Origin of the sequence: Brumimicrobium sp. (assembly GCF_048268645.1) — a bacterium.
GTDB lineage: Bacteria > Bacteroidota > Bacteroidia > Flavobacteriales_D > Crocinitomicaceae > Brumimicrobium > Brumimicrobium ulvae.
The window spans coordinates 1-23467 of sequence record NZ_JBLWVE010000020.1 but is presented as its reverse complement, the minus strand read 5'-3'; the positions used below and the strand labels follow the sequence as shown (position 1 = coordinate 23467).

At 35.8% G+C, this 23467-nt stretch carries 20 protein-coding genes; 5 read left to right on the top strand and 15 right to left on the bottom strand.

The genetic code is table 11. The features are described from left to right. Nucleotides 1-20 precede the first annotated feature (20 nt). The gene (locus ACN0U3_RS13145) at nucleotides 21-1127 is read left to right on the top strand and encodes a 2Fe-2S iron-sulfur cluster-binding protein (RefSeq protein WP_417266579.1); all 1107 of its coding nucleotides are present in this window, start codon (nucleotides 21-23) and stop codon (nucleotides 1125-1127) included. After that, nucleotides 1117-1809 carry an SDR family NAD(P)-dependent oxidoreductase gene (locus ACN0U3_RS13140; protein ID WP_417266578.1) on the top strand — a complete coding sequence of 231 codons (693 nt, stop codon included), beginning with the start codon at nucleotides 1117-1119 and terminating at the stop codon, nucleotides 1807-1809. Before ACN0U3_RS13145 ends, ACN0U3_RS13140 begins: the two co-directional genes overlap by 11 nt. Nucleotides 1810-1926: 117 nt before the next feature. Here ACN0U3_RS13140 and ACN0U3_RS13135 read toward each other — a convergent pair whose 3' ends face one another. The 3 genes from ACN0U3_RS13135 to pfkA all read right to left on the bottom strand — a co-directional run bounded on the left by ACN0U3_RS13135 (nucleotide 1927) and on the right by pfkA (nucleotide 5492). Further along, complete coding sequence (locus ACN0U3_RS13135) at nucleotides 1927-4056, bottom strand: hypothetical protein (RefSeq protein ID WP_417266577.1); 2130 nt, start codon at nucleotides 4054-4056, stop codon at nucleotides 1927-1929. A 12-nt stretch (nucleotides 4057-4068) separates the two neighbouring features. Beyond that, nucleotides 4069-4389 carry a hypothetical protein gene (locus ACN0U3_RS13130; protein WP_417266576.1) on the bottom strand — a complete coding sequence of 107 codons (321 nt, stop codon included), beginning with the start codon at nucleotides 4387-4389 and terminating at the stop codon, nucleotides 4069-4071. 131 nt (nucleotides 4390-4520) lie between these two features. After that, entirely contained in the window at nucleotides 4521-5492 is a 972-nt protein-coding gene (gene pfkA, locus ACN0U3_RS13125; RefSeq protein WP_417266575.1) for a 6-phosphofructokinase, read from the bottom strand. A 179-nt stretch (nucleotides 5493-5671) separates the two neighbouring features. Here pfkA and ACN0U3_RS13120 point away from each other — a divergent pair, with 179 nt between their 5' ends. After that, nucleotides 5672-6652 carry a pyruvate dehydrogenase complex E1 component subunit beta gene (locus ACN0U3_RS13120; RefSeq protein WP_299203359.1) on the top strand — a complete coding sequence of 327 codons (981 nt, stop codon included), beginning with the start codon at nucleotides 5672-5674 and terminating at the stop codon, nucleotides 6650-6652. A gap of 132 nt (nucleotides 6653-6784) precedes the next feature. Here ACN0U3_RS13120 and ACN0U3_RS13115 read toward each other — a convergent pair whose 3' ends face one another. The 4 genes from ACN0U3_RS13115 to ACN0U3_RS13100 form a co-directional block, all read right to left on the bottom strand. Next, on the bottom strand, nucleotides 6785-7705 hold the full coding sequence (locus ACN0U3_RS13115) for a DUF58 domain-containing protein (RefSeq protein ID WP_417266574.1): 921 nt from the start codon (nucleotides 7703-7705) through the stop codon (nucleotides 6785-6787). 116 nt (nucleotides 7706-7821) lie between these two features. Next, entirely contained in the window at nucleotides 7822-9111 is a 1290-nt protein-coding gene (locus ACN0U3_RS13110) for a hypothetical protein (protein ID WP_417266573.1), read from the bottom strand. Between the two features lie 111 nt (nucleotides 9112-9222). Next, entirely contained in the window at nucleotides 9223-9870 is a 648-nt protein-coding gene (gene nth / locus ACN0U3_RS13105; RefSeq protein WP_417266572.1) for an endonuclease III, read from the bottom strand. After that, on the bottom strand, nucleotides 9867-10547 hold the full coding sequence (locus ACN0U3_RS13100; protein WP_417266571.1) for a tetratricopeptide repeat protein: 681 nt from the start codon (nucleotides 10545-10547) through the stop codon (nucleotides 9867-9869). The genes nth and ACN0U3_RS13100 overlap by 4 nt, the downstream gene beginning before the upstream one ends. Before the next feature lie 28 nt (nucleotides 10548-10575). Here ACN0U3_RS13100 and ACN0U3_RS13095 point away from each other — a divergent pair, with 28 nt between their 5' ends. Both ACN0U3_RS13095 and ACN0U3_RS13090 read left to right on the top strand, forming a co-directional pair. Continuing rightward, complete coding sequence (locus tag ACN0U3_RS13095; RefSeq protein ID WP_299203346.1) at nucleotides 10576-10842, top strand: hypothetical protein; 267 nt, start codon at nucleotides 10576-10578, stop codon at nucleotides 10840-10842. Nucleotides 10843-10914: 72 nt separating this feature from the next. Beyond that, nucleotides 10915-11874, top strand: coding sequence for an isopenicillin N synthase family dioxygenase (locus ACN0U3_RS13090; RefSeq protein WP_417266570.1), 960 nt, complete (start codon nucleotides 10915-10917; stop codon nucleotides 11872-11874). Nucleotides 11875-12042: 168 nt separating this feature from the next. On the opposite strand, the gene ACN0U3_RS13085 is transcribed toward ACN0U3_RS13090, so the two are convergent. From ACN0U3_RS13085 to ACN0U3_RS13050, 8 genes are all read right to left on the bottom strand, one after another. Then, on the bottom strand, nucleotides 12043-14991 hold the full coding sequence (locus ACN0U3_RS13085) for a T9SS type A sorting domain-containing protein (RefSeq protein WP_417266569.1): 2949 nt from the start codon (nucleotides 14989-14991) through the stop codon (nucleotides 12043-12045). Nucleotides 14992-15425: 434 nt separating this feature from the next. Next, nucleotides 15426-16307: a hypothetical protein gene (locus tag ACN0U3_RS13080; protein WP_417266568.1), complete on the bottom strand. Its 882-nt coding sequence runs from the start codon at nucleotides 16305-16307 to the stop codon at nucleotides 15426-15428. Nucleotides 16308-16316: 9 nt separating this feature from the next. Beyond that, nucleotides 16317-16919, bottom strand: a complete 603-nt coding sequence (locus ACN0U3_RS13075; RefSeq protein WP_417266567.1) for a hypothetical protein — start codon at nucleotides 16917-16919, stop codon at nucleotides 16317-16319. Then, a complete protein-coding gene (locus tag ACN0U3_RS13070; protein ID WP_417266566.1) occupies nucleotides 16912-17484 on the bottom strand; it encodes an RNA polymerase sigma factor in 573 nt (190 codons plus the stop codon). The genes ACN0U3_RS13075 and ACN0U3_RS13070 overlap by 8 nt, the downstream gene beginning before the upstream one ends. A gap of 73 nt (nucleotides 17485-17557) precedes the next feature. Next, nucleotides 17558-19633, bottom strand: a complete 2076-nt coding sequence (locus ACN0U3_RS13065; protein WP_417266565.1) for a PKD domain-containing protein — start codon at nucleotides 19631-19633, stop codon at nucleotides 17558-17560. A gap of 149 nt (nucleotides 19634-19782) precedes the next feature. Next, nucleotides 19783-21069: a UDP-N-acetylmuramoyl-tripeptide--D-alanyl-D-alanine ligase gene (locus ACN0U3_RS13060; RefSeq protein ID WP_417266564.1), complete on the bottom strand. Its 1287-nt coding sequence runs from the start codon at nucleotides 21067-21069 to the stop codon at nucleotides 19783-19785. Between the two features lie 65 nt (nucleotides 21070-21134). After that, a complete protein-coding gene (locus ACN0U3_RS13055; protein ID WP_417266563.1) occupies nucleotides 21135-23177 on the bottom strand; it encodes an SUMF1/EgtB/PvdO family nonheme iron enzyme in 2043 nt (680 codons plus the stop codon). Between the two features lie 59 nt (nucleotides 23178-23236). Further along, a partial coding sequence (locus tag ACN0U3_RS13050; protein WP_417266562.1) for a type IX secretion system membrane protein PorP/SprF occupies nucleotides 23237-23467 on the bottom strand: 231 nt, incomplete at its 5' end.

The following is a 23467-nucleotide window of genomic DNA, read 5'->3' as shown; positions in this document are numbered from 1 at the left end:
AACAAGGTTAAAATAGAATTATGAGTTTTTTAAAGAAAATGTTTGGTGGTAAAAAGGAGTCTGCTCCAGCTAAAAAAGGAAAGAAAGATTCCTCAAGCGCTGTGCTTAAAATCAAACAAATTGACCGTTTGACTGCTGATGCAGTGAAGGTTGTTTTTGATGTTCCTGTTGCCTTGAAAGAAAGTTATACTTACATCCCAGGACAATATATAAATGTTATTGTAAAGGTGGATGGAAAAGACATCACACGTTCATATTCGATTTGTAGCGATGTGAATGAACCGCTGGCAATTGGAATTAAAAAAGTAGAGAAAGGAATTGTCTCTTCTTACTTTAATGATGTTGCTAAGGCAGGTGATGAAGTAGAGGTGAGTTTTCCGATGGGGAATTTTAAAATGTCTAAAGTTGAAGGTAGATATGTTGCAATCGCAGCTGGAAGTGGTGTTACGCCAGTACTTTCAATTGCTAAATTAATCAACAGAACCAAAGATGGACATCTTGACTTATTCTATGCCAACAGAAATGAAGCGTCTATTATGTTCAAAGCTGAACTAGAAGCATTATCTGAAGATAAAGTTAAAACAACACATATTTTCTCAGAAGAAGAAAAAGAAGGAGTTATGTTTGGGATGATGACGGAAGAGGTAATTACCGGAATCATCAAAAGTAATTTAGAGTTGTTAAAGGCACAAGGGTTCTATATTTGTGGTCCTGAACCAGTAATTATCAATGCACAAAATGTATTGAAGAGATTCGGTGTAGCGGAAGACAAAATATTCTATGAATTATTTACTACCCCAGTACTGATGGAATCTTCAAGTGAAGCCGTTGTTTCAGATTTCAATGGTGTTTCGAAAGTGACCATAATTCTGGATGATGAAAAAGAACATTTTGATTTAGCTTCGGATGGTGATACTATTTTAGAAGAAGCTGAAAGTTATGGAATAGATGCTCCGTACTCATGTCGTGGTGCAATCTGCTGTACTTGTAAAGCGAAAGTGATTAAAGGTTCAGCAACCATGGACAAAAACTTTACGTTAACAGATAGCGAGATAGAGGAAGGTTACATTTTAACCTGTCAAGCGCATCCAAATAGTGAAGAGTTAATTATTAGTTATGACGAGTAAAGTAATTGTAGTTGTAGGAGCAAGTAGAGGAATAGGTAGAGAGTTGGTTCATCAGTTTTCTGCCTATAAATCCAACACCGTAATCGCATTGTCACGAAACCTTGAAGCGATGGAAGCGCAGTTCACTGCAGAAAATATCCATTGTGCTCATTTAGATTTAATGGATGAAGACTTACATGATGCTTTGGATAAAGTGTTGAAGCAATTTCCTACAATCGATATTGTCGTCAATAACGCAGGGAAGTTGGTGAATAAACCATTTTTAGAACTGAAACGTGAGGACATAAACGAATGTTATCAAACCAATGCTGTAGGAGTGATGCATGCAACCCAATACATGGTGCCTAAGATGATAGAAAAAGGTGGTCACATCGTAAATATTTCTACCATGGGCGCTTTCCAAGGAAGTGTTAAGTTTCCAGGATTGTCTGCTTACTCAACTTCAAAGGCTGGAATAACTAGCTTCACGGAACTTTTTGCTGAAGAATATAAAGACACAAAAATAAAAATGAATTGCCTGTGTTTGGGAGCTGCGCAAACCGAAATGTTGGAAGAAGCTTTCCCAGGATTAAAGGCGCCTGTTTCAGCTGCGGAAATTGCTGAATTTATTGTAGACTTTGCTTACAATGCGCCAAGATTCTTTAATGGGAAAATTTTACCGGTGAGTTCTACAACGCCGTAGTTAATTACGAATTGTTTAATTACGAATTACCAAAAGATGAATTATACATTTTTCGTAATTCGTAATTGGCCATTTAAAATAACTCACTTTTTTAAAGCTTCACTAATTATTATATAATTACTTTTGATATCTTTTTACAACTGTATTATCATCATAATAATCGATAACCACTCCCTTGTAATTTTCGTTTACCTCTTGACCAATCATGTTTACAGTTTTAATTAATTTTCGGTCTGAAGAGTTGTCAATCGATACAATTTCGAAGGTCTCTCTTTTTCCATCAAAATCAACTTGCGTTAAACGGTAATAGTTGATGGTTTTCGGAAAGTCTCTGTGGTCAAAAGAATAGTTGTTGATTTCAGTTGAATTTCCAGCACCATTCATTTTAGTTATTTCTGACCAAGCAAAACCATCCACAGAATGTTCTAAAATGAAATAATCATTATTGGTTTCTGTTGCTGTTTCCCAAGAAAGATGGTTAATATTTCCTGTTTTATTTCCAGTGAAAAATGTTAATTCTACAGGAAGAGATATAGGTGTGCAGTCAAGTCCTGCAGTGCCTCCCCAATTCAAATTAAATGGTTGACTAGAAGCTGAGTGGTTAGTAATAAGTAAAATATAGATTTCATCATCAATTACATTTAATGGGGCAATCCATTTATTGCCACCTGCTCCTTCAGAAAAATCAGTAGCTCCATTTCCCATTCCTGTATCTCCATCACCACCAGCATAACTACAGCGGATGGGGTCTGAGGTAGGGGGGCAATTGGTGGAAGCATTGGTGCTTGAAAAAGGTCCCCATATCGCCCAATCATAATCATCAGAAGCAACTGGAGAGATTGTCATTTCTAATGTTCCATTACTACCAATGTTTACATAGTACCAAGAAGACTCTTTTTCGCCTGAACTTAAACAGCCTTGATTGCTGGCGTCAAGTTCTTGTGTCCCAAAACCACTTGAATTTCCAGCGAAAGAAGTATTGCTACAAACCATTTCTGCACCAGGGCAGTCTTGTCCCATGACTGGTGGTGGGCAAGCAGTTATATCAATACCAAATGGTGTACAGTCTGGAGAAGGATAGGTGGATATAGTAATGTAGTATGTCTGTCCAGCTACTACATTCATCCCGCTTAATGTTGGGTTCCCAGAGGAGTTTGTAGCTTCTCCAAGACAGGTCGCTGAGGAACTACTCGGACATCCATCAGTAAGAAATACTCCAGTCCAAGTATTTGTATTAGTCAAGGCTATGTCGATACATTCCGTTGTATTTGGTGTATATTCAATAACAAAATCTTCTCCGTTCATGTAAGAACTTCCACAAACATCAGATGAAGAAAAGTCGTCACCGCTGCCACATGTTGTTAACCCACTTTGTGAAAATAGTGTTGTGTTTACTGATAGGTCATTGCAAACAGGAGTTACTGCTGCACAACTCCTGGAAATTGTAAATGTTCCTGTTGTGGAGGAACTGAGTGACCAATGGGCGATATAAACAAAATAGGTTACACCATTAGTAGTTGTAAAAGTATGTGTCTCAGGATTCCCTGCGTCCCTGCATACTATATTTGTTAAACTGGCACATGAGCCTGATGATATCGACATTTCTATTTCGTATCCAGAGGCTGGAGAAGCACTTATTGTTGTTGAATTTCCATCACCAATAAAAGAGTACCATGCACCATAATTGCTCATAGTGCAACCTGTACCATGAGCAACTGAGGTTGAATTAACTGTTGTTCCAGCTAAATTTGTTGTTCCGCAAGGTAAGTTAGTCGCTCCAGAGCATAAGTCGTTGGGAGGAGCAGATGAAGCAAGACAATCCACGCCTACAGTGACAGTAGAGTTAGCGCTATTACTGTATAAATCTGCAATTAAATAATAAGTTGTTCCCCCGGTTAGATTTACAGTCATATTGCTTAGTCCTGACCAGTACCCACCAGATAAATTACCAGCCAAATTTCCACAAGCATCCATTAAAAAGAAATCAGCATCATTAACACCTTGATCTAAATTAAATGTATAGTTATCTGTTGTTGAAGGAGTAAAGCTCCATACCTGTTCAGAACCATAGTAATTAAGTGAAGTCCCAGTATAATTATCCCACACTCCTGCTCCTTGAATCAAATTTGCTGTATAAACAGTTCCACATGACATTGGGATTACAGATGAACAAGGCTGACCCATTAAATGCGAATTAGTTACTAAGGTTACTATTAATATAGCAACTTGAATTATAGTTGTTTTCATAATAGCTTGATTTTAGTTTTTAAAAATGACCTTGGAGTTATCTTCCTCTTCTTCTTTTGTGGAAACCAGTTTAAATTCTTTGATTGTATAGCCAGACACCTCTGCTATCTCAGTCATTTTTTCGTTAGAAATAGGAACTTTAGATTCAAAGACGATTACTTTATCTGTGATATGTCTATTGTAGTTATCAAAATGTTGAGAAATATCATCCAATACTTCTTTTGGGTGTTTTCCATTATAGGAATTTAACTCTAAAGAATATGTGTGTTGTGAAAAGGAACACAAAGTGATCCCCAGAAAAATGAGTATAAGAGAGTAGTTTTTGCGCATCATAGTATAGTAGTTTTAAATCTAAGATATAAACAAATCTATATTTTCCCTATAATATATGCGTAAATCTCTAAGGTTGGTTATTATGTGTTTGATTTTTAGTGTTTTATATATTTTTATGTATTGTTGTTAATTTACTTCGTTAACAACTTCTTCAAAATATCCTCTTTTTCCAGATTTGGAATGGCGTGTTTTTCAATGGCGTCTTTAAAATCAACTGTGATTAATTCATCGGCTTTGATGCCTACCATTTTATTTGAGATGCCTTTCATTAGCAATTCTACAGCCATCACTCCAGAACGTGTAGCTAATGCTCTGTCAAAATAGGAGGGAGAGCCACCTCGTTGAATATGACCTAAAATGGTTGTGCGTAACCTGAAATCTTTTAGGTGTGGTTGGATTTTTCGCATGATGTCCATAGCTCCTCCTTCTTCATCTCCTTCTGCAACAATAACAATACTACTTCGGCGTCCTTTGTTTTGAGTTCTAAGTTGTTCAGCCAATGCTTCTATATCGGTGATTGTTTCTGGGATGAGTACAGATTCAGCACCTGAAGCAATAGCAGAGTTTAAGGCCAAGAACCCTGAATTTCGTCCCATAACCTCAACAAAGAATACGCGTTTATGCGAGGAGGCTGTATCTCGAATGTTATCAATAGCTGAAACGATTGTATTGAGTGCAGTATCGTATCCAATGGTGGCCTCGGTTCCATATAAGTCATTGTCAATTGTTCCGGGTAAGCCAATCACTGGAATGTTCACTTCTTGAGCTAGTACATGTGCACCGCGAAATGAGCCATCACCACCGATAACTATTAAACCTTCTATACCTGCATCTTTTACATTTTGCACTGCACTTTTTCGGGCTTCTTTGTCTTTGAATTCTAAACAGCGCGCAGATCCTAATATGGTTCCACCTCGTTGAATGATATTGTCAACATCAGTGTATTTCATATTGATGAACCTTCCTTTCATCAGTCCTTCAAATCCATCACGAATACCCACGGTTTGAATTCCATAATGCATGGCCGATTTTGTAATGGCACGAATTGCTGCGTTCATTCCTGGTGCGTCTCCACCTGATGTGAGTATTCCAATTTTTTTCATGATATAAGCTGTGTTAAAATTTAATTTCTTGTACAATTAACGATAAAAATAAGTGATTCTATTCATTCGGATAGAAATTAAAGAAAAAAGATGATGTTTCTATATGGTTCAATGCAAAATTTCTTAGTTTTACCACTTCAATTTACTTTTGTATAAAAGGAAAATATAAGACTTTAATAATGAAGACAGTTCAATTTAGAGAAGCCCTAAGGGAAGCGATGTCAGAAGAAATGCGTCGTGATGAGAATGTATTTTTAATGGGTGAAGAAGTAGCCGAATATAACGGTGCATATAAAGTTTCACAAGGAATGTTGGATGAATTTGGAGCAAAACGTGTGATTGACACCCCTATTGCAGAGCTCGGATTTGCCGGTATCGCGGTAGGAGCCTCAATGAATGGATTGAGACCGATCGTAGAATTCATGACTTGGAACTTCGCCATCTTGGCCGCTGATCAAATTATTAATAGTGCTGCCAAAATGTTGCAAATGTCAGGTGGTCAATACCATTGCCCAATCGTTTTTAGAGGAGGAAATGGAACTGCAGGACAATTAGCAGCAACACATTCTCAGTCTTTTGAATCCATGTATGCACACTTTCCAGGGTTAAAAGCAGTAACGCCATCAAATCCAGCAGATGCTAAAGGCTTGTTGAAGTCAGCAATTCGTGATGAAGACCCTGTTGTTTTCTTTGAGTCTGAAAAAATGTATGGAGATAAGGGTGAAATTCCAGAAGGAGAATACCTTATTCCAATTGGATTAGCAGATGTAAAAAGAAAAGGAAAGGATGTGACGATCGTTTCTTTCGGTAAAATCATCAAAGAAGCATACAAAGCTGCAGATGAATTACAAAAGGAAGGAATCGAGTGTGAAGTAATTGATTTGCGTACTGTTCGACCAATCGATTATGGAACTGTTGTAGAGTCGATCAAAAAAACAAACCGTTGTGTGGTGGTTGAAGAGTCTTGGCCATTGGCGTCAATTTCATCTGAAATGGCGTATCATTTACAACGTTATGCTTTCGATTATTTGGATGCGCCAGTAATGAGAGTGACGCAATCAGATACACCATTCCCATTCTCTCCAACTTTAATGGAAGAAGCATTGCCGAATGTGGATAGAATTATAAAAGCGGTGAAAGCTACTTTGTATAGAAATTAAGATATTAATTATATTTAAGGAAAGTCTCAGCAGTATTGTTGGGACTTTTTTTTTCTTTTATGGTCAACCGACCGCAGGGAGCTCATGAACGCTTTGAAAACAGACGAGGATGAGTAATACAAAAAAGAAATGTTACCGCATTTTTCCTCTTTTTGCTAAAAACTGCACCAACAATTCATTCAAAGGCTGATTGGTATCCAACTCATGAAAATCAATGCCGTAAGCGCCACATTTCTGCTCTAATTCTTTAAAGTATTCAGCAACTTGTTTAGTATAATGGTCTTTTACTTCTCCAGGAACTAACTTCATTTGTTCACCAGTTTCCATATCTACCAAGGTGTAAGGCCGATTTTCAAACTGAAAGTCCAGTTCTTTCTTTTTATCTACCACATGAAATAAAATCACTTCATGCTTATTGTGTTTTAAATGTTGTAGTGCTTCAAAAAGTTTGTCTTTATTTTCAGGATCATTCAACATATCAGAAAAGACAACGATTAAACTTCTACGTTTACACAATTCGGCGATATCGTGAAGTACTTGAACGGCCTCTGTTGTTTTGACCTCTTTTGCATCGTATTGGTGCAATAGTTTTTCCAATTCGGCGTAAATATAGCGGTGATGAATATTGGATGATTTGTTTTCTGTATGCAAATCTAACTCATCGGTAAAAACAGAAAGTCCTACTGCATCACGTTGACGCTTGAGTAATTCCATTAAAGCAGCAATTCCGTAAATACTGTATTTTAATTTAGACCAATTGTCTTCTTGCTGAAAATACATTGAACTGGAAGCATCTAAAACAAACTGACAACGTAAGTTCGTTTCTTCCTCATATTTTTTGGTGAATAGCTTTTCTGTTCGGGCATACAACTTCCAATCCACGTGTTTTGTAGACTCACCAGAGTTGTATAATCGATGTTCAGAAAATTCAACAGAAAACCCATGAAAAGGACTCTTGTGAAGCCCAGTAATAAAGCCTTCAACAATTTGTTTAGCAAGAACCTCAAGGTTCCCAAACTGCTCTAAATACTCACGGTTAATTTGTTCTGCCATGACGGAAAGGTAATAATTAAATTACGAATTTTTTAATTACGAATTACGAATGTGGAAATTCAACATTCACAGTTCATCACTCATAATTACCTGCGGTTTATAATCAATTCAAAAATTTAGTTTTTCATTATGGATGATACACCATTTATTTTAAGTTCATCAGCATTTGAAAATATATTATAAAGAACTTGATTATTTTTCTCAATTCTACTTTTAAATTCAGATTTATCTATATTGGATTGGTTTGATTGTAAAATTTCAACCTTTTTTATATTGCTCCATGGACCGAAGTTTTCAGGAATGACAGCATCTGGCAAATTAATTTTAAGCGTATCTAGTAAAACTAATTTGTTTAGATTGTTAGGTAATGCAGACTTGATTGAAGTACCGTAAATGCTCAAATACTTCAGATGAGTTAAGTTTGAAAATGAGTTTGGTAAGCTATCTATTATACAACTACTCATTACTATGAACCTTTCCAATGAAGATCCTTTGGGGATTTCAGGAAAAACAAAATGGTAGACATGGTTGAAGTATAATGATTTGATTTTCGGTATTCTAAATACCCTTTCAGGGAGTTGAAATATTGTTTCTGAATGTTCTTTCAGTGATCCATCCGCGTTTACATTCGTAACATCAAAAGTTATAGATTTCAGTTCTTTAAAAGAATAAATTTCTTCTGGAAATGGTTGATCATTCATGAAACCTCTAATATATAAGGTTTCTACAGAAGAAAATTCAGAGAGTAGTTTCGGTAAATCGGAGTTAAAGTAATCATGATGTTCAACAACTAGTCCTTTTACAATAGATTTATCGATTGTTAAACCTAGTTCTTCCTCAATCGCACCACTAACAAAGCGATTGTATATATTTAATTCATCGGAACTTAAAATAGCATCAATTATTAGAGGATGTTTGACTGTGTCTCCATAGAATGTATAATTACCTATTATTTTCATCTTATTGGGTAGTTCTTTAAGTTCTGAGAATCTAAGGTTGGACTTGTTAATCTTAATAAGAAAGTTAATAGTACTGTCATTAATTATGAAAATAGTCCCTTGTGGACTAACATTGAAACTTTGGTCATGAACATTGAACTTTTTGTCATTAACAGATTTGACTTCAATTGTTGCAGATTTTCCATATCCGTTTATTGATTCTGGTCTTGACCTGATTGGCTGGATATCAATTGCTCCTTCAATTCTAATATATGTGTCTTTGCTTCTTAAACCTTTGGATCTAATATCGTTGTGGTATGAATCATGGTCAAAAGAGTCGTTTGTAATGAAATATCTTCCATTGCCAATTGGAATATCATCCTGATTGATTTTATTTGTGCTTTTACAAGACATGAAGGTGGGTAAAAGCAAAACAAATATTAATATATAATAGAAGGGATGTTTCATAAATCTAATTTCTAATTTATTTGATTTTATCGTTGTTTAATTAACTAAAGCGGTCAACGTTATTAAGGGAAGTACACAATTCAACATTCATAATTCATCACTCATAATTATTTACGGTTTATAATCTTTCAACACCTTCTTCGTTCCAATCGCCTCCGTAATATAATCTACACTTAACTTCGGACTTCTTGCAGGAGAATGACTTCGTCCATAAAAGATGATTTGCAAATGTAATTTGTTCCACTTTTCTTTAGGAAACACTTTCTTCGCATCTTTTTCTGTTTGTTCTACACTTTTTCCGTTCGAAATTCCCCATCTATACAATAATCTATGAATGTGTGTGTCAACTGGAAATGCAGGAATACCAAAGGCTTGTGACATCACCACAGCTGCAGTTTTGTGTCCAACACCGGGTAAGAATTCTAAATCTTCGTAGTTGTCAGGAACAACACCATCATGTTTGTCAATTAATATTTGCGAAAGTTCATGAATGGCTTTTGATTTTCTAGGAGATAATCCGCATGGTTTTATGATTTCACGAATTTCTTCAACAGAAAGCTTAACCATATCGTAAGGATTGTCAGCTTTGGCAAAAAGATAAGGCGTTATTTTATTGACACGAACATCTGTACATTGAGCAGATAGCAACACTGCAATTAATAAAGTATATGGATCTTTATGATCAAGAGGAACTGGAGTTGTAGGGTACACCTTGTCCAATTCTTCCATAATAAATTCTGCTTTCTCTTTTTTGGTCATTCCTTTAGTTTAAATCCATTTTTAACAAACCCTATAAATTCTTTAAAAACACTCTTTTTTGTAACCAAATCTTTAGACACTTGTCCGAAAGTTTGCTGAGCATCAGGTTTTAACTTTTTAGGCTGCAAAGGCTCACCTTTTGGAATGTTTAATGAACCTGGTTTAGGAAGAGGGTTTGATTTTTCTTCCTTTGTTTCTGTATTTTCTTTATTGAAACTTTCTTCTTGCTTTTCAAGTTCATCCATTTTGTTGAGCATGCCTTCATGAATTTCTGCTAAACGGTCTGCTTTTTCAAAGTTCTCTTTGGCTTTCTTTTGATATCCGCGTTTTTCCATAAGTAAACCAAGGTTGTTGTGAGAAATAGCGTCTTCAGGGTCTACCTGCACTGCTTTTTCATATAGTTCGATGGCCGCATCTAAATCACCGAAGTAGTCTTTGGCATAAGCCAAAGCGGCGTATCTGTAGCTATAATCCTTGTCCAATCTCAAAGAAAGTTCAAGGTCATCAAAACACTTTTTCTTTTGATTCATATGCAAATGAAGCACTCCTCTGTGAGATAAAATATCAGGATGATTTGGATTTAATTTTAAAGCCTTGTTAAAAGCAATCAGCGATTTCTCAAACTTTTGCTCATCCAACAGCTCTTGTGCTTTTTTATGTTCTGAATTAATATACATTTGTGTTCTCAATTAATGATACAAATTTATGGACTTTCCACAATATAGAAAACGATTTGACAATAAGTCTTTCTACAAAGTAACTTCAGCAACTACATTTGAAGAAGTTCAATTAGTAGGTAAACGTTTTTTGGTTCATATTGTTCATGCCAAGAAGTATTTCGAACAATTACAAATTCAAGATATGCTTGCTTCAGAAATGGAAATGTATCAACTGAGTAACGAAGAAGAATTTGAAGCTCAATTCAAAGCGGCCAAAGCGTATATTGAACAGAAAAACAATCCAAAAGACTGACCTTTTCTCAACATCGATCTGAGAATAGTATATAAAATAAATATTGCTATTTTTGTTAAAAACAATGATATTATGAGTAATCCACAAGGTATTCCTTCTGTTGATTTATCTGAGTTTTTATCAGGAGATAAAAAAGCACAACAGAAGTTTATAGATGAATTAGGTGCTGCCTATGAAGGTATTGGTTTTGTAGCCGTTAAAAACCATGGTATTTCGCAAGAATTAATTGACGAATTATATGATCAAATGAAAATTTTCTTTGGTCAAGATGAAGCCATCAAGAATAAGTATAACATACCTGGAATAGGAGGTCAGCGAGGATATACTCCTTTTGGAACAGAACATGCCAAAGGGAAAACGGCTGGAGATTTGAAAGAATTCTGGCACTTTGGTCAATTTGTTGAAGACAATGACCCAATTGGTGAACAATATCCTGAAAACGTGAGTGTTGAGGAACAGCCTGAATTTCTAAAAGTAGGAAAAGCTTCGTACAAAGCTTTTGAAGATGCTGGAAGACACTTATTACGTGCGATTGCACTTCACCTTGGATTAGAAGAGACTTACTTCAACGAGCATATCCACAATGGAAACAGTATTTTACGCCCTATTCATTATCCACCAATAACAGGTGAAATTGAAGAAGGAGCTGTACGTGCAGGAGAACATGAAGACATCAACTTGATTACTTTATTGGTTGGAGCTTCAGCAGATGGTTTACAAGTCTTGAACAAACAAAATGAATGGGTTTCTGTAACTTCTATTGAAGACCATATTGTTGTAAATGTTGGAGATATGTTACAACGTTTAACCAACAATAAATTAAAATCGACAACACACCGTGTAATTAATCCATCAAAAGAAAATTTGGGAACAAGCAGATACTCTGTACCTTTCTTCTTGCATCCAAGATCAGATATGCGTTTAGATTGTTTGCCTTCTTGTATTGATGAAGAAAATCCGAAAGCATATGAAGACATCACTGCTGGTGAATATTTAATGCAAAGATTAAGAGAGATTGGATTGATAAAATAATGAGAAACGGCTTTAGCCCTCAGCGAAGTAAATAATCAATCATGAATTAAAAAAGCGAAATCAATTGATTTCGCTTTTTCTGTGGTTTATACCTTGTGTTACAAAGGCGTATTTCTTGTTGTACCGCTCAATATGGTCAAAGCTTAAGTTCAAATTCATTCGAGCCATTTATAATTTAACGATTTTCTGATGAAAAGTTTCTCCCTCTGTTTCGATTCTAATTTGATAATTCCCACTCGATAAATTTTGCAGATCAATAGTTAAACTTCCTACTGAATTATAGGTTTTACTTTGAATAACTTGTCCTATTTCATTAATAACTTCAATATGAAGGTCTCCATTTTTAGGCAGTCCTTCAATGGTAATTAAATCTTGACTTGGATTAGGATAGACTTTTATGCTTTCTACATCAAGTGTTTTAAGAGATAATATTTCTCTAACAATTATTTTAAATTCAATAACAGTAGGGACGTTATAAACATTACAATTGTATGGAGATGTAATTACTGCAGTCCATGTCCCTTCTTCAATACTCTGAAGTTGGATGTCTTCAATCAATGGATTACTTCCCCATGAAATTCCAGATGGATCAAACCACTCAACAGTTCCTATACTCATCTCAAGAGGTAAGCTTAAATTGATATTTGTGCCTTCATCAACCACAACACTATCCGCTTGATTAAAAGTAATGCCTCCATCTAAGCTGTATTCTGTTGTTCCAGTCAAATCAGGAATGTTTTCGTGAACAACTACAGAAATTTCTGCCGCTTTATCTGTTTTTCCATTTGGAACAATGAGCAAAGTATAACTTCCAGGAGGGAAATCTTCGCAATGCAATGTAAGTGTCCCGTCGGCTGTGAGTTCATTGTGATTAAGTTCTGCTAAACTGCCTGTCGGGTTTCCTGTAACTTCGAAATGAGCAATTTGAAAACAGCCTAAGGTGACTTCAAAGTTCATGTTTGTATTGAAACTTTGACCTTCACAAACTTCAATTTCATCAGCAGTTGTTACTGTTAATTCATAGTCTGGCTCAATAATCTCACACAAGGCAAATGCAACATTTTCTGGAGTCAACAAACAATGGATTTGATTATCATCTGGCATATACCAATTTACGAAAGGTGTTTGAGTATTGGTGCTTAAGGTATCGTCCCAAGGTATATCTCCCTCTCCCAAGTTAAATGAATGATAATAATCTAGTTCGTTATATAAAGCCATTGCACTAGTTGCTGGAATAAAGTTAAAGTATCCGGCATTAATTTTACTGAAAGCATCTTGGAGTAAGTCATCATATTCTGGAGCAATTTCAAAATCATTTAATAAGCCGATTACATCAAATAAGCCTCCTGGTGCTGAATCTACTCCATCTGAATTGTTGTTTTGTTCTGCATCAGCAGTATATGTATTCACAGTAACCCAAAAAACGACTTGTGTTTGCGCTTTGGCGTTTAAAATTTCAGAAACTTGACCAGCGTAGGGCATAAACTTGGCCTTAATTTTTAATCGGGTATTGATTACTCCAATTACAGTCCCCGCATCAATGTCTCCTTCCATAGAAATGTAATTTGGATAAACTGCATTGCCCTCTAAATCTGGAAAAATATTTCCAATCCCACTTCCATTGATCATCGAAACATTTCGAGTGTCTTGAGGATAGCCTATGGAATCTAAACGATTTTGAAATTCATTGCGATAGCCAGGTGCGCCATTTTGGGTGAGCGGCATTCCACTTGCGTGTGCATCTAGGTGATCAATCAACATTTGTTGAGCAGCTTTACTTCGTAATAATCCATCTACTGTGGCTTTTAATTCATCAATGTCAGGATATCCATTCCCTAAATAATTGACAAGATATTGAACATACATTGCCACATTGGCACCCTGATGCGGTGAGTCGAACGAAAGCCAAAGACGCGCATCATGACTGAGGTTGTTCATCTCCATATATCGCAAAGCATAACGGGTAATTAACCCCCCCATACTTGGTCCGATTAGAACGTTTTGTTCACTTCCAATTTTTAGACTATTAATTTCTTCAATAACCGACACTAGGGCTAAGGCATTTCTTTCGATATAATCAGCTCCACCATCAATCGTATCGCCATACATATTCACATAGGTAGGGAAGTTTACCACAACCACATCATGTTCTGCATGTTGACGCACATAATCTCCCATGTTCAAAGTGTCGCCAAGCGAATCGGTGTAAGAGAGCATGTTGTAAACAGAAAGAATACCTCTGGTGTCTCCTGGGTCAAACCCATCAACAATAAATATAGGTTTGTCAAAGATACTGTCTGCACTGAGGAAAATCTGATATTCGCACTTTCCTGGAGCGATAGAACTGTCACCATAAATGGTTAAGTCGGGAATGTATGCAGAGGTTACGGTATCAACTGCTAATCCAAATAATTCAAATAAATCTTCATTCGAATAATCGACTTGCAAAAATGAGACACGTTCTGCAATTTCACCATTCGAAAAATGTACTCGAAAAATGATTTTCTTCTTTCCTTCTATATGGTACTTTACAGTAACCTCATTGTGAGTTGAAATATTTTGAAACCCTGCTTTATTTCCAAAATCCGCCTCTATTTGTGTTATGTTATTCTCTGTTGTGTTAACAAAAAACGCTGGGTCTATTTGAAATTTTGTTTTTAGTCCTTTTTTTCTTTTGGTAAGGGGAGAAATAATTGTTTGTGAATATTGATCAAAAATATATTCATTGGAGTCTTTAATCATTTGATTGTCCTTAATCACTACCCACCCTTTATCATAAGCGTCTTTACTAACAAGTTCATATTGCGTATGAATCAACCCGATGGGAATCGTGGAATTATAAAGGGTAGGCTCAATTTTTTGTTCAATTTTATCGCTGTTTGGGAAGCGATTCAGCAAATCGGATTGGGCTAATTCTCGGTAAGACTCTGAGAAATCATACATAGAGAACTGTCTTCTTTCATTGTCAATTAATACTGTAAAAGGCTTTACATCAGTGAGCAATAAATCGGTTTTCATTCCGCTGCGGTCAAGTTGAGAGAAATCTACTTTTGGATGTTTTTGAGAAAAACCAACTGTAATAACGGATAAGAATAGTAGTGTTAAATAGTGTTTCATAACTTTATAAAGATAATGATAAAAAACTTCACCCTAATTAGGGTAATCGTTTGACATTATTAAAGTTATAATTTTTAATCGTGAAATCAAACATTTCTATTAAAATGACTTAACGACCAACAAGAGATAATTCATTATTCACCATTCTTTGATTGCCTTAAAACATTGATATTTAACCTAGATTACACCACCAATTTCTTATAATTATTCACTACAATTCTATTGGCTTGCAACTGATTCATTAAGCTATATAGGCCGAAGAATGCTCTGTTGATATAGATGAAATGCTTAGAACCTCTTCCTGCATCGGACTTTCTTAAATATTGTTTTGCGGAAGAACCTTTTGAATTGCTTCAATTACCTCATTGAATTATACCATTATTTTCAATTTTGAGAGCAGAATTTAATAGGCCTTTTTGAAAATCTTCCTCAAGTTAAAAAGAATAACCAACTCCGAATATGGTGCTGATTTTGTTGTACTTACGAATGAATGTATCTGACTTTAACACAGGACTTAATCCATGTTGATATCCTGCTCTTGCAAAAATATGCCACTGATTTAAACGTCGCTGAACTTCAATGTTACCCTGTAGATTCACATGCCATTTCATCGGAGTAAACGCACTGATCTCTTCGAAATTTTGATGAGGATATTTGAAGGATTTGTTAGCAAGTCCTATAGATATGTTAATGCCCAAACTAGGAGTTATAGACCATTTGTTTAACTGAAAACGATAGCCAAAATAAATTGGAATTTGAAACCATGAATAGCTTTGTTGTAGATGAACATTTTCATACTGCTTCGTGGTTGTCTGTGTGGTATCATATACAGGGACGAGTGAACTGTCTGGAGGATTTGTAGTTGAATCAAAAACATATTCATAATGAGATATATAGATTGAATCGCTATATTGGTTTGTAATTATTTGATAATTGTTTTCTTCCTTTTGTTGTGAGAATGTCAAACCACTGCTGAATACATAGTTTTTAAATATAAGACTTAGGTTGGTCCCTAAATATGGACTGATTTTGTTTCTGCTCTGTGCTTGAATTTGAGTTTTATAGTCATCTGTAACTGCATTTGATATTCTTGACTGATCTATTGCTATCCCTCCAAACAATTGAATTTCGAAACTGTAGGGTTTGAAGGTGGGTTGGGTTGCTATACTGTTGTGAACAGAAGGATAAAGCGTTTTTTCAATTGTGTTTCTACCAAGTCTAAAGAAGTTACTGTTTCCCAGTTGGTTCTTGATTTTCGGTAGTGCTGGAGCAAAAACTATAAGTGGAGCAGGGTGTCTTGGAAGTGAGTGTTTCAATCTGTTTTGTTAATTGTTAGCAATGTGCATACTAACAGAACCGTCCAATGTTGTAGCTTTAGATCCTTTCGCGTTTTTTACTTGTATAGGATTAAAATGACTGAATTTTGAGCCCTGTGAGTCTAAAGTTTTTAAAGCTGAGTTGTGGCTCTTTTTGTCAACTGTACTTACCTCCTTAGACTTAGTATTTAGGTTTTTACTTTCTGTATTGAATAATGGTTTTGATTCTGTATTCAGTACTTCCCTGGGGTTTCTGAAACTGTCATTTGAATTAATCAATCCTGTCTTTTTTTCATTCCAATCGGTCTGATGATTTTCATTTCTGGTCTGTGAAATTATTGTTTCAGACTTTGCTATTCTGTCTTTAACTCCTGTAGATAATTCAACCATGCTGTATCTTTTTTCCTGATTTGGAATAAAAAAGAGTGCAATAAAACCTGCTAAAACGATAATGCCCATCAGTGTAAACAAATAAAACCAGATTGTTTTCTTTTGTTCCGCGTCAAGACGTGCATTAATATCATCAAGAAATGCTTGCGGCGGTGCACCAAATTCCCGAACAGATATTTTTTCTTTGATTAACTTGTCGATATGTTCTTGCTCTTTACTCAAGTTCTAAGGTATTATGTTTTAAAATGGAACGTAGCTTTTTCCGTGATTCTTTGATGTGCCACTTGACCGATTCATAGCCAATATCCAATTCCTCTGCTATTTCCTTGTATGAATAACCTTCGATGGCGAAAAGATTAAAGGTAATTCTTGAGGCGGGAGGAAGCTGGTTAAGTATCTCTTCAATTTCTTCTTGTGCAAATGCATCAAGCACTGTATCCATAGAAGTATTATGTTCTTTTGAATTAAATTCGAAATCAAGAAAACTTTCACTTTCGGTATGTTCAAATAAACTTTTATAGTTTTTTGTACTTCTAAATTGGTCGATGATTACATTTTGTGCAATGCGTTTTGACCATGAAAAATAATTACTTCCAATTTTAAATTGATCTATGTTTCTTACAATTTTCATGAAAGACGAATTGACAATTTCCATTTGTTCTTCTTCGTTTTTATGGTAGCGTACAGCAATACTCATCAATAAATTAAATGAATAATGGTACAATTCGAGGGTCACCTTTCGATTGCCGTTTTTGATCTTTTTAACTGTGGATTTGTTGATTTTCAATCTGTTCCCGTTTGACTGAAGCTAAATGTAAATTGAAAATCAGCACCTTAGACTACCTAAGGTGCTGATGGTTTTACTTCTTGATCACTTTTGCTGATTTAAGGCCTTTACCATTCTTTGTGCGAATATAAACTTGATACATTCCTTGACTAAGAGCTTGTAAATCAATTCTCTTTTCTGTACCGTTTTCATGAATTTTAAAAGCCTCTTGATAGACAAGTTTACCCGTAATATCGTGAAGCGTAACTTCAATGTTTTCAGATGAAACAGCATCAAATGTTATATTTAGAAAGTCCTCAGTTGGATTGGGATAGATGTTGATATCAACATCACTTTCACCGTTTGAATGAATGTTTGCAGTTTGCATGGATACACTCATTGTATCTACACTATGGCAAGAGTCAGAGGAAACATGTAAAATAACAGTGTATATGCTGTTGTCATTGTATGTATGTGTGGGTGAGTGAAAGTTTGACGTGCTACCGTCTCCAAAACCCCACTGATAATCATAGTTTGAATTGTAAATATTGGGTTGAAAATGAAAGGTGTTGTTGATTGAATCTAAAGTAGTCGTAAAACTACTGTTGAGCACACAATTAGAAGTACTATCAACGTGAATGTAAATTTCAACGGTATCACTACATTGGTTGTTTCCTGTTTCCCAAATGCCTAAAGAAACAAGATAATTCCCATTGGCTTGGTAAGTATAATTTGGAATCATATCGGTTGTTGAGCTACCGTCTCCAAATGACCAATAATATTCATAGTTAGAAGATTGGTGATCGGGAGTAAAGGTATAACTACCGTCATTTTCTATGGTGTAAGTGAAGTCAGCGTTGAAATTACAATTACTGCTGTCGGCTACATCAAGCACAATAGTTTCTGAAACCGAACAGTCACAATCTGAAACGACTAATGTTATAAAATATTCGTCTTCATTTGCAAAGGTGTGAACTGCATAAGGGTCTGTTGAGCTTGTTCCGTCTCCAAAAATCCAATGGTAATTATAAGCGGAATTAAATGTATTTGGTGAGAACTCATAAGTATTTCCACTGGTATTTACATGTGAAAAGCTTGCATCCAGTGCACAGGGTTGAGCGCAGGGTGGAACTGAAACTGATTGTGTTATTGTTTCTGTGCAGGTATCATTCGAAACAATAAGCGTTACATTGTAGGTTCCAGCAGTACCGTATTCATGTTGCGGAAATGCATTGCTTGAAGTAGTTCCATCTCCAAAGTCCCAAGTGTATGAATGGAATTGATTGAAGTTATTAGGGTAAAATGCAGTATTGCAATTTACTGTGTCATAATAAGTGAATCCTGGATTGAGGTTGCACGGTGGAGTACAAGCTTGAGCACTTACTATTTGCGTTACAGTGTCTGAACATGAACCATCAAACGCAATTAAAGTAACGGTATATTGGCCAGCAGTAGTGTATAAATGTTCTGGTTGGCTATTACTTGATGTGTTCCCATCTCCAAAATCCCAAAAATACGAAGCTGCACCGTTTGCACTAGGAATAAATCCTGTATAACACATGCTGTCATAATAGGTAAATGAGGCGTTTAGGTTACATGGAGACGGGCACGGTGGAACAATAACTGATTGAGTTATTGTTTCTGTACAGGTATCATTCGAAACTGTAAGCGTTACATTGTAGGTTCCAGCAGAACCGTATTCATGTTGCGGAAATGCATTGCTTGAAGTAGTTCCATCTCCAAAGTCCCAAGTGTATGAATGGAATTGATTGAAATTATTAGGATAAAATGCAGTATTGCAATTTACTGTGTCATAATAAGTGAATCCTGGATTGAGATTGCACGGTGGACTACATTGATTAACCGTGATGCTTTGCATTGTCGTTTCAGAGCAGGTATCGTTTGAGACAACTAAGATTACATCGTACACTCCTGAGTTGGCATATTGATGATTAACGAAGGCTTGGTTTGAATAACTCCCATCTCCAAAGTCCCATGAATAATCATAGGTGGCATCATAATTTGATGGATAGAAATAGATTTCACAATTTGAAGTGTCACTATAGAAAAAACCAGGATTAATATTGCAACTGTCGGGTTGTTGAGCAAAAAGATTATTTGAAAATCCCATCCCAACAAAAATCAAGAATAAAAGAAGTGTAGTTTTCATAACGTTTCGTTTTAGTGTTAAGTCAATCCAGTAGTAGATTAACATGTTGTTTTAAATAAGTGATGGCCTTGATTTCTTGTCAAGTTATCAGCTCATTACTAATAGAAACGTATCTCGTTTTAATAAGTGGGGGGGAGTAGCTAAAAAAATTATAAAATCTCCACTAGTTTTTCTAGGCCAATACCACGAGAACCTTTTAATAAAATTAGGTTATTCTTAGGCAAAGCTGTTGAAAAGAAGTCTTTTGCTTGCTCGGTGGTTTCGAATGAAAGGATTTCATTTTCTTCGGCTAAACTTGAAAATATCTTACCTACGAAAACACCTTGAAGATTTAATTTTTTACTTAAATCGATGATTTCTTGGTGATATTGCTTTGAGTTTTTACCCAATTCTAACATGTCTCCTAAAACAAAAAGCTTGTCGTTGGACTCTATTTCAGAAAAGTTTTCTAATGCTGATCTTACACTAGTTGGATTCGCATTATAGGCATCAAGGATCACTGTGTTGTGACTTGTTTTCTCTAATTGAGACCTATTGTTACTTGGAGTATATTGTTCTAAAGCTTCACTAATGTCCTTGTCGTTCACATTAAAATGAACTCCGATACAAATTGCGGCTAACATATTATAGAAGTTATACTTTCCAATGATTTGTGTTTCCACCATTGGTGAAGTAAAAGAATTGGATTGCCAGATAAAACTCAGCATAGGAGAGAGGTGAACAATGTGACCAGAAATATCAGCTTCAGAAACTGTTCCGTAATTTACGTTCTGACAAGGTGAAGGTAGCTGTTGCTTTAAGGTTTTATCATCTAAGTTACAGAATAAAACTCCTTTGTTTTCAGCAACGGCTTGGTACAACTCTGTTTTTGTTTTAATGATATTTTCAGGACTTCCGAAACCTTCTAGATGAGCATGACCAATATTGGTGATTAGTCCATGGCTTGGATGAGCAATATCTGTTAATTCTTTGATGTCACCTACTTTGCTTGCTCCCATTTCAATGATGGCAATGTCATGCCCCTTTTTTAATTGGAGTAGGGTAAGGGGAACACCTATGTGATTGTTGAGGTTGCCCAATGTGTATAAAACATTGTACTTCTTACTCAATACTGCAGCTGTTAATTCTTTGGTCGTCGTTTTACCATTGGTTCCTGTAATTCCAATAACTGGTATGTCAAACTGTTGGCGGTGATGCTCTGCTAACTTCTGTAAAAACAATAGTCCATCTTTTACTAGAAATATTTTATGGTTATCAGCATATTTTTCTTGATCTACGATAGCGTATTTTGCTCCTTTATCTATAGCTTGTTGGGCATATTCATTCCCGTTAAATCGATCTCCTTTTAAGGCGATGAATAAAACATCTTCAGTAATGTTTCTTGTATCTGTTGAAACGCCACTGCATTCATAAAACAAGTCGAATAGATTCTCCATAATATGATTCTAATAAAAAAGCCCCGACGATGTTGTCGGGGCTTAAATATAATAAAAAGTATTTTTTATTTTCTGTTTTTCTTCGAGTAGTTCATCCCTGTTGGACTTCCAATTCTATCCATTGCACATCTGAATCCAATGTAGTCAGTTGCTTTGTCTTCATCTAGGAATCTTCTGTTTCCTCCAACAATCCAATACGCTCTATCTTTCCAAGAACCACCTTTGTAAACACGTGACTTGTTAGATACTAAAGTGGTTGGCCAAGCAGTTCGGTCATCTCCTCCTGGTTTGATTCCCGAACCTTGAAGGTCAAATTCTTCATGTCTGTTTTGATACATTACCAAATCTGGATCACGTCTTGCTTGGTTAATGTCATTTTTACGCTTTGTGTTATCGTAGTGAATAGAAGACTCAATATCTCCATCCACATAATCGATGTAATCAGCTCTTCTGTAGTTCAAACGTCCGATGTTTTCTTCTTCAGTAACATTACGGTATTTCAATTTACCAGGAGTGTCAATAATGAACTCTTGGAACCCATCTCTCAATAAAGAAATAATTTCAAAAGCATATTCTTCACCCATTGGTCCAATACGAATCTCATCTGCAAATATACCATCAAATAACTCCTCTTGAATTACCATAGAAGCTTCTGTATTGTACTTGTCGTTTCTGTAAGTAATTGCTTTGTCAAGAACAGCATTGATGTCTGCAATAATACCTAATTCCATAGAATCCTTAGTAAAGTTATGCGATACATAGAATGGGTCTGGAGCATATCCACGAGGAACAGGGTTTTTAGACTCATTTGTTTTCATAATTCCTGATTGAATTACAGTATCGTTTGGATCATGCTTTTCAGCTGATACTCGCTGGAAACGTACACGTTCAAATTCGTTCAAGTACTCTTTCATACCATGAACATCATATTCAACCTGGAAGTTTTTATAAGCTACAGCACCTGCGTTATTTAAAACTTTTGTTTGGAATACGTTCCCTCTAAAAGGTCTGAATTCATCAACATCTTCAGAAGATAACGGACGGTATACATCAAGTACCCACTCAGCAACGTTACCAGCCATATTGTAAAGACCATAATCATTTGGCCAGTAAGCGTCAACAGGAGCAGTTACATCAGCACCATCGTTTAAGTTTCCTGCAACCCCCATATAGTCACCTCGACCACGTACAAAGTTTGCACGGATTTCTCCTTGGAACTCTTCATTTTCTTGTCTCACAAAGTGACCATCCCATGGATAGATTCTTCTGTTACTAATTACCTCAGAATCTTCACCTGACATATTTCCAATCAATCCGTAGTATGCAAATTCCCATTCTGCTTCAGTAGGTAGACGGTAACGTGGTAAAAGTATTCCATCTTCCATACGAACTTGACGTTCACCTAAATCTTTCCCTTTCTTACCTGTTGCTTTTGATGGGTCTAAATCAGTAAGTAATTGTCTTACCTCTTCCTCGTATTGACCATTTAAATACGATTCAGTATTAAAAGTAGCTTCATCAGCTTGATTGATATTAAAGTTAAGGATCCCTTCACGAATTAAAATGTATTCATTCACACGATCGGTTCTCCATTTACAGTAGTCATTCGCTTGTAACCAAGAAACACCCACCACTGGGTAGTCACGATAAGCTGGATGACGCAGGTAATATTCTACATACTTCTCATTAAACCCTAATTGAGAACGCCAAACCAAAGTATCTGGTAAAGCATTTTTATAAATCATAGGGTAACTTTGATACGCTCTACTGATCCAGTAAAGGTATTCCAACCAATGAAAGTTAGTTACCTCTGTTTGGTCCATATAGAAAGAAGAAACTGTTAATCTACGCGGTCTATTGTTCCAATCGTACATAACGTCATCTTCAACACGCCCCATTGTAAACGTACCTCCTTCTACTAAAAGAAGACCTGGTCCTGTTTCTTGATCTATATAAGGGACTTTTTGAAAACCTCCCATACCTGGATTATTATAATCCCATCCTGTGGTATCAGAAACTTCTCGTGAACATGAAGAAACGATTGCAATAGCACTAAAGGCTATGAACCATTGTGTGAATCTTTTCATATTATTGGTCTTTGTTTTCATAATTTTAACTCTCTCAATTGTACAAATAACGTGTTTTTAATCTTTAGTTACAAACTTTGTTAAAAAGATGGACACGAAACCGTTCTAAAACTTGGTTGTTTTGTCTTACAATTCAAGTCGAATCCTAAAGAAACTTCGTGTGAACCTCCTGAAACTCCGTTGTTTAGTTTGGATACTGTAACGTCGTAACTATATCCAACTTTTATTGTTCCGGTGTTTACTCCTAATGATAATATAAATGCATCTCTTGAACGGAACCAAGCTCCTGCCGTAAATGCACCGTATTTAAT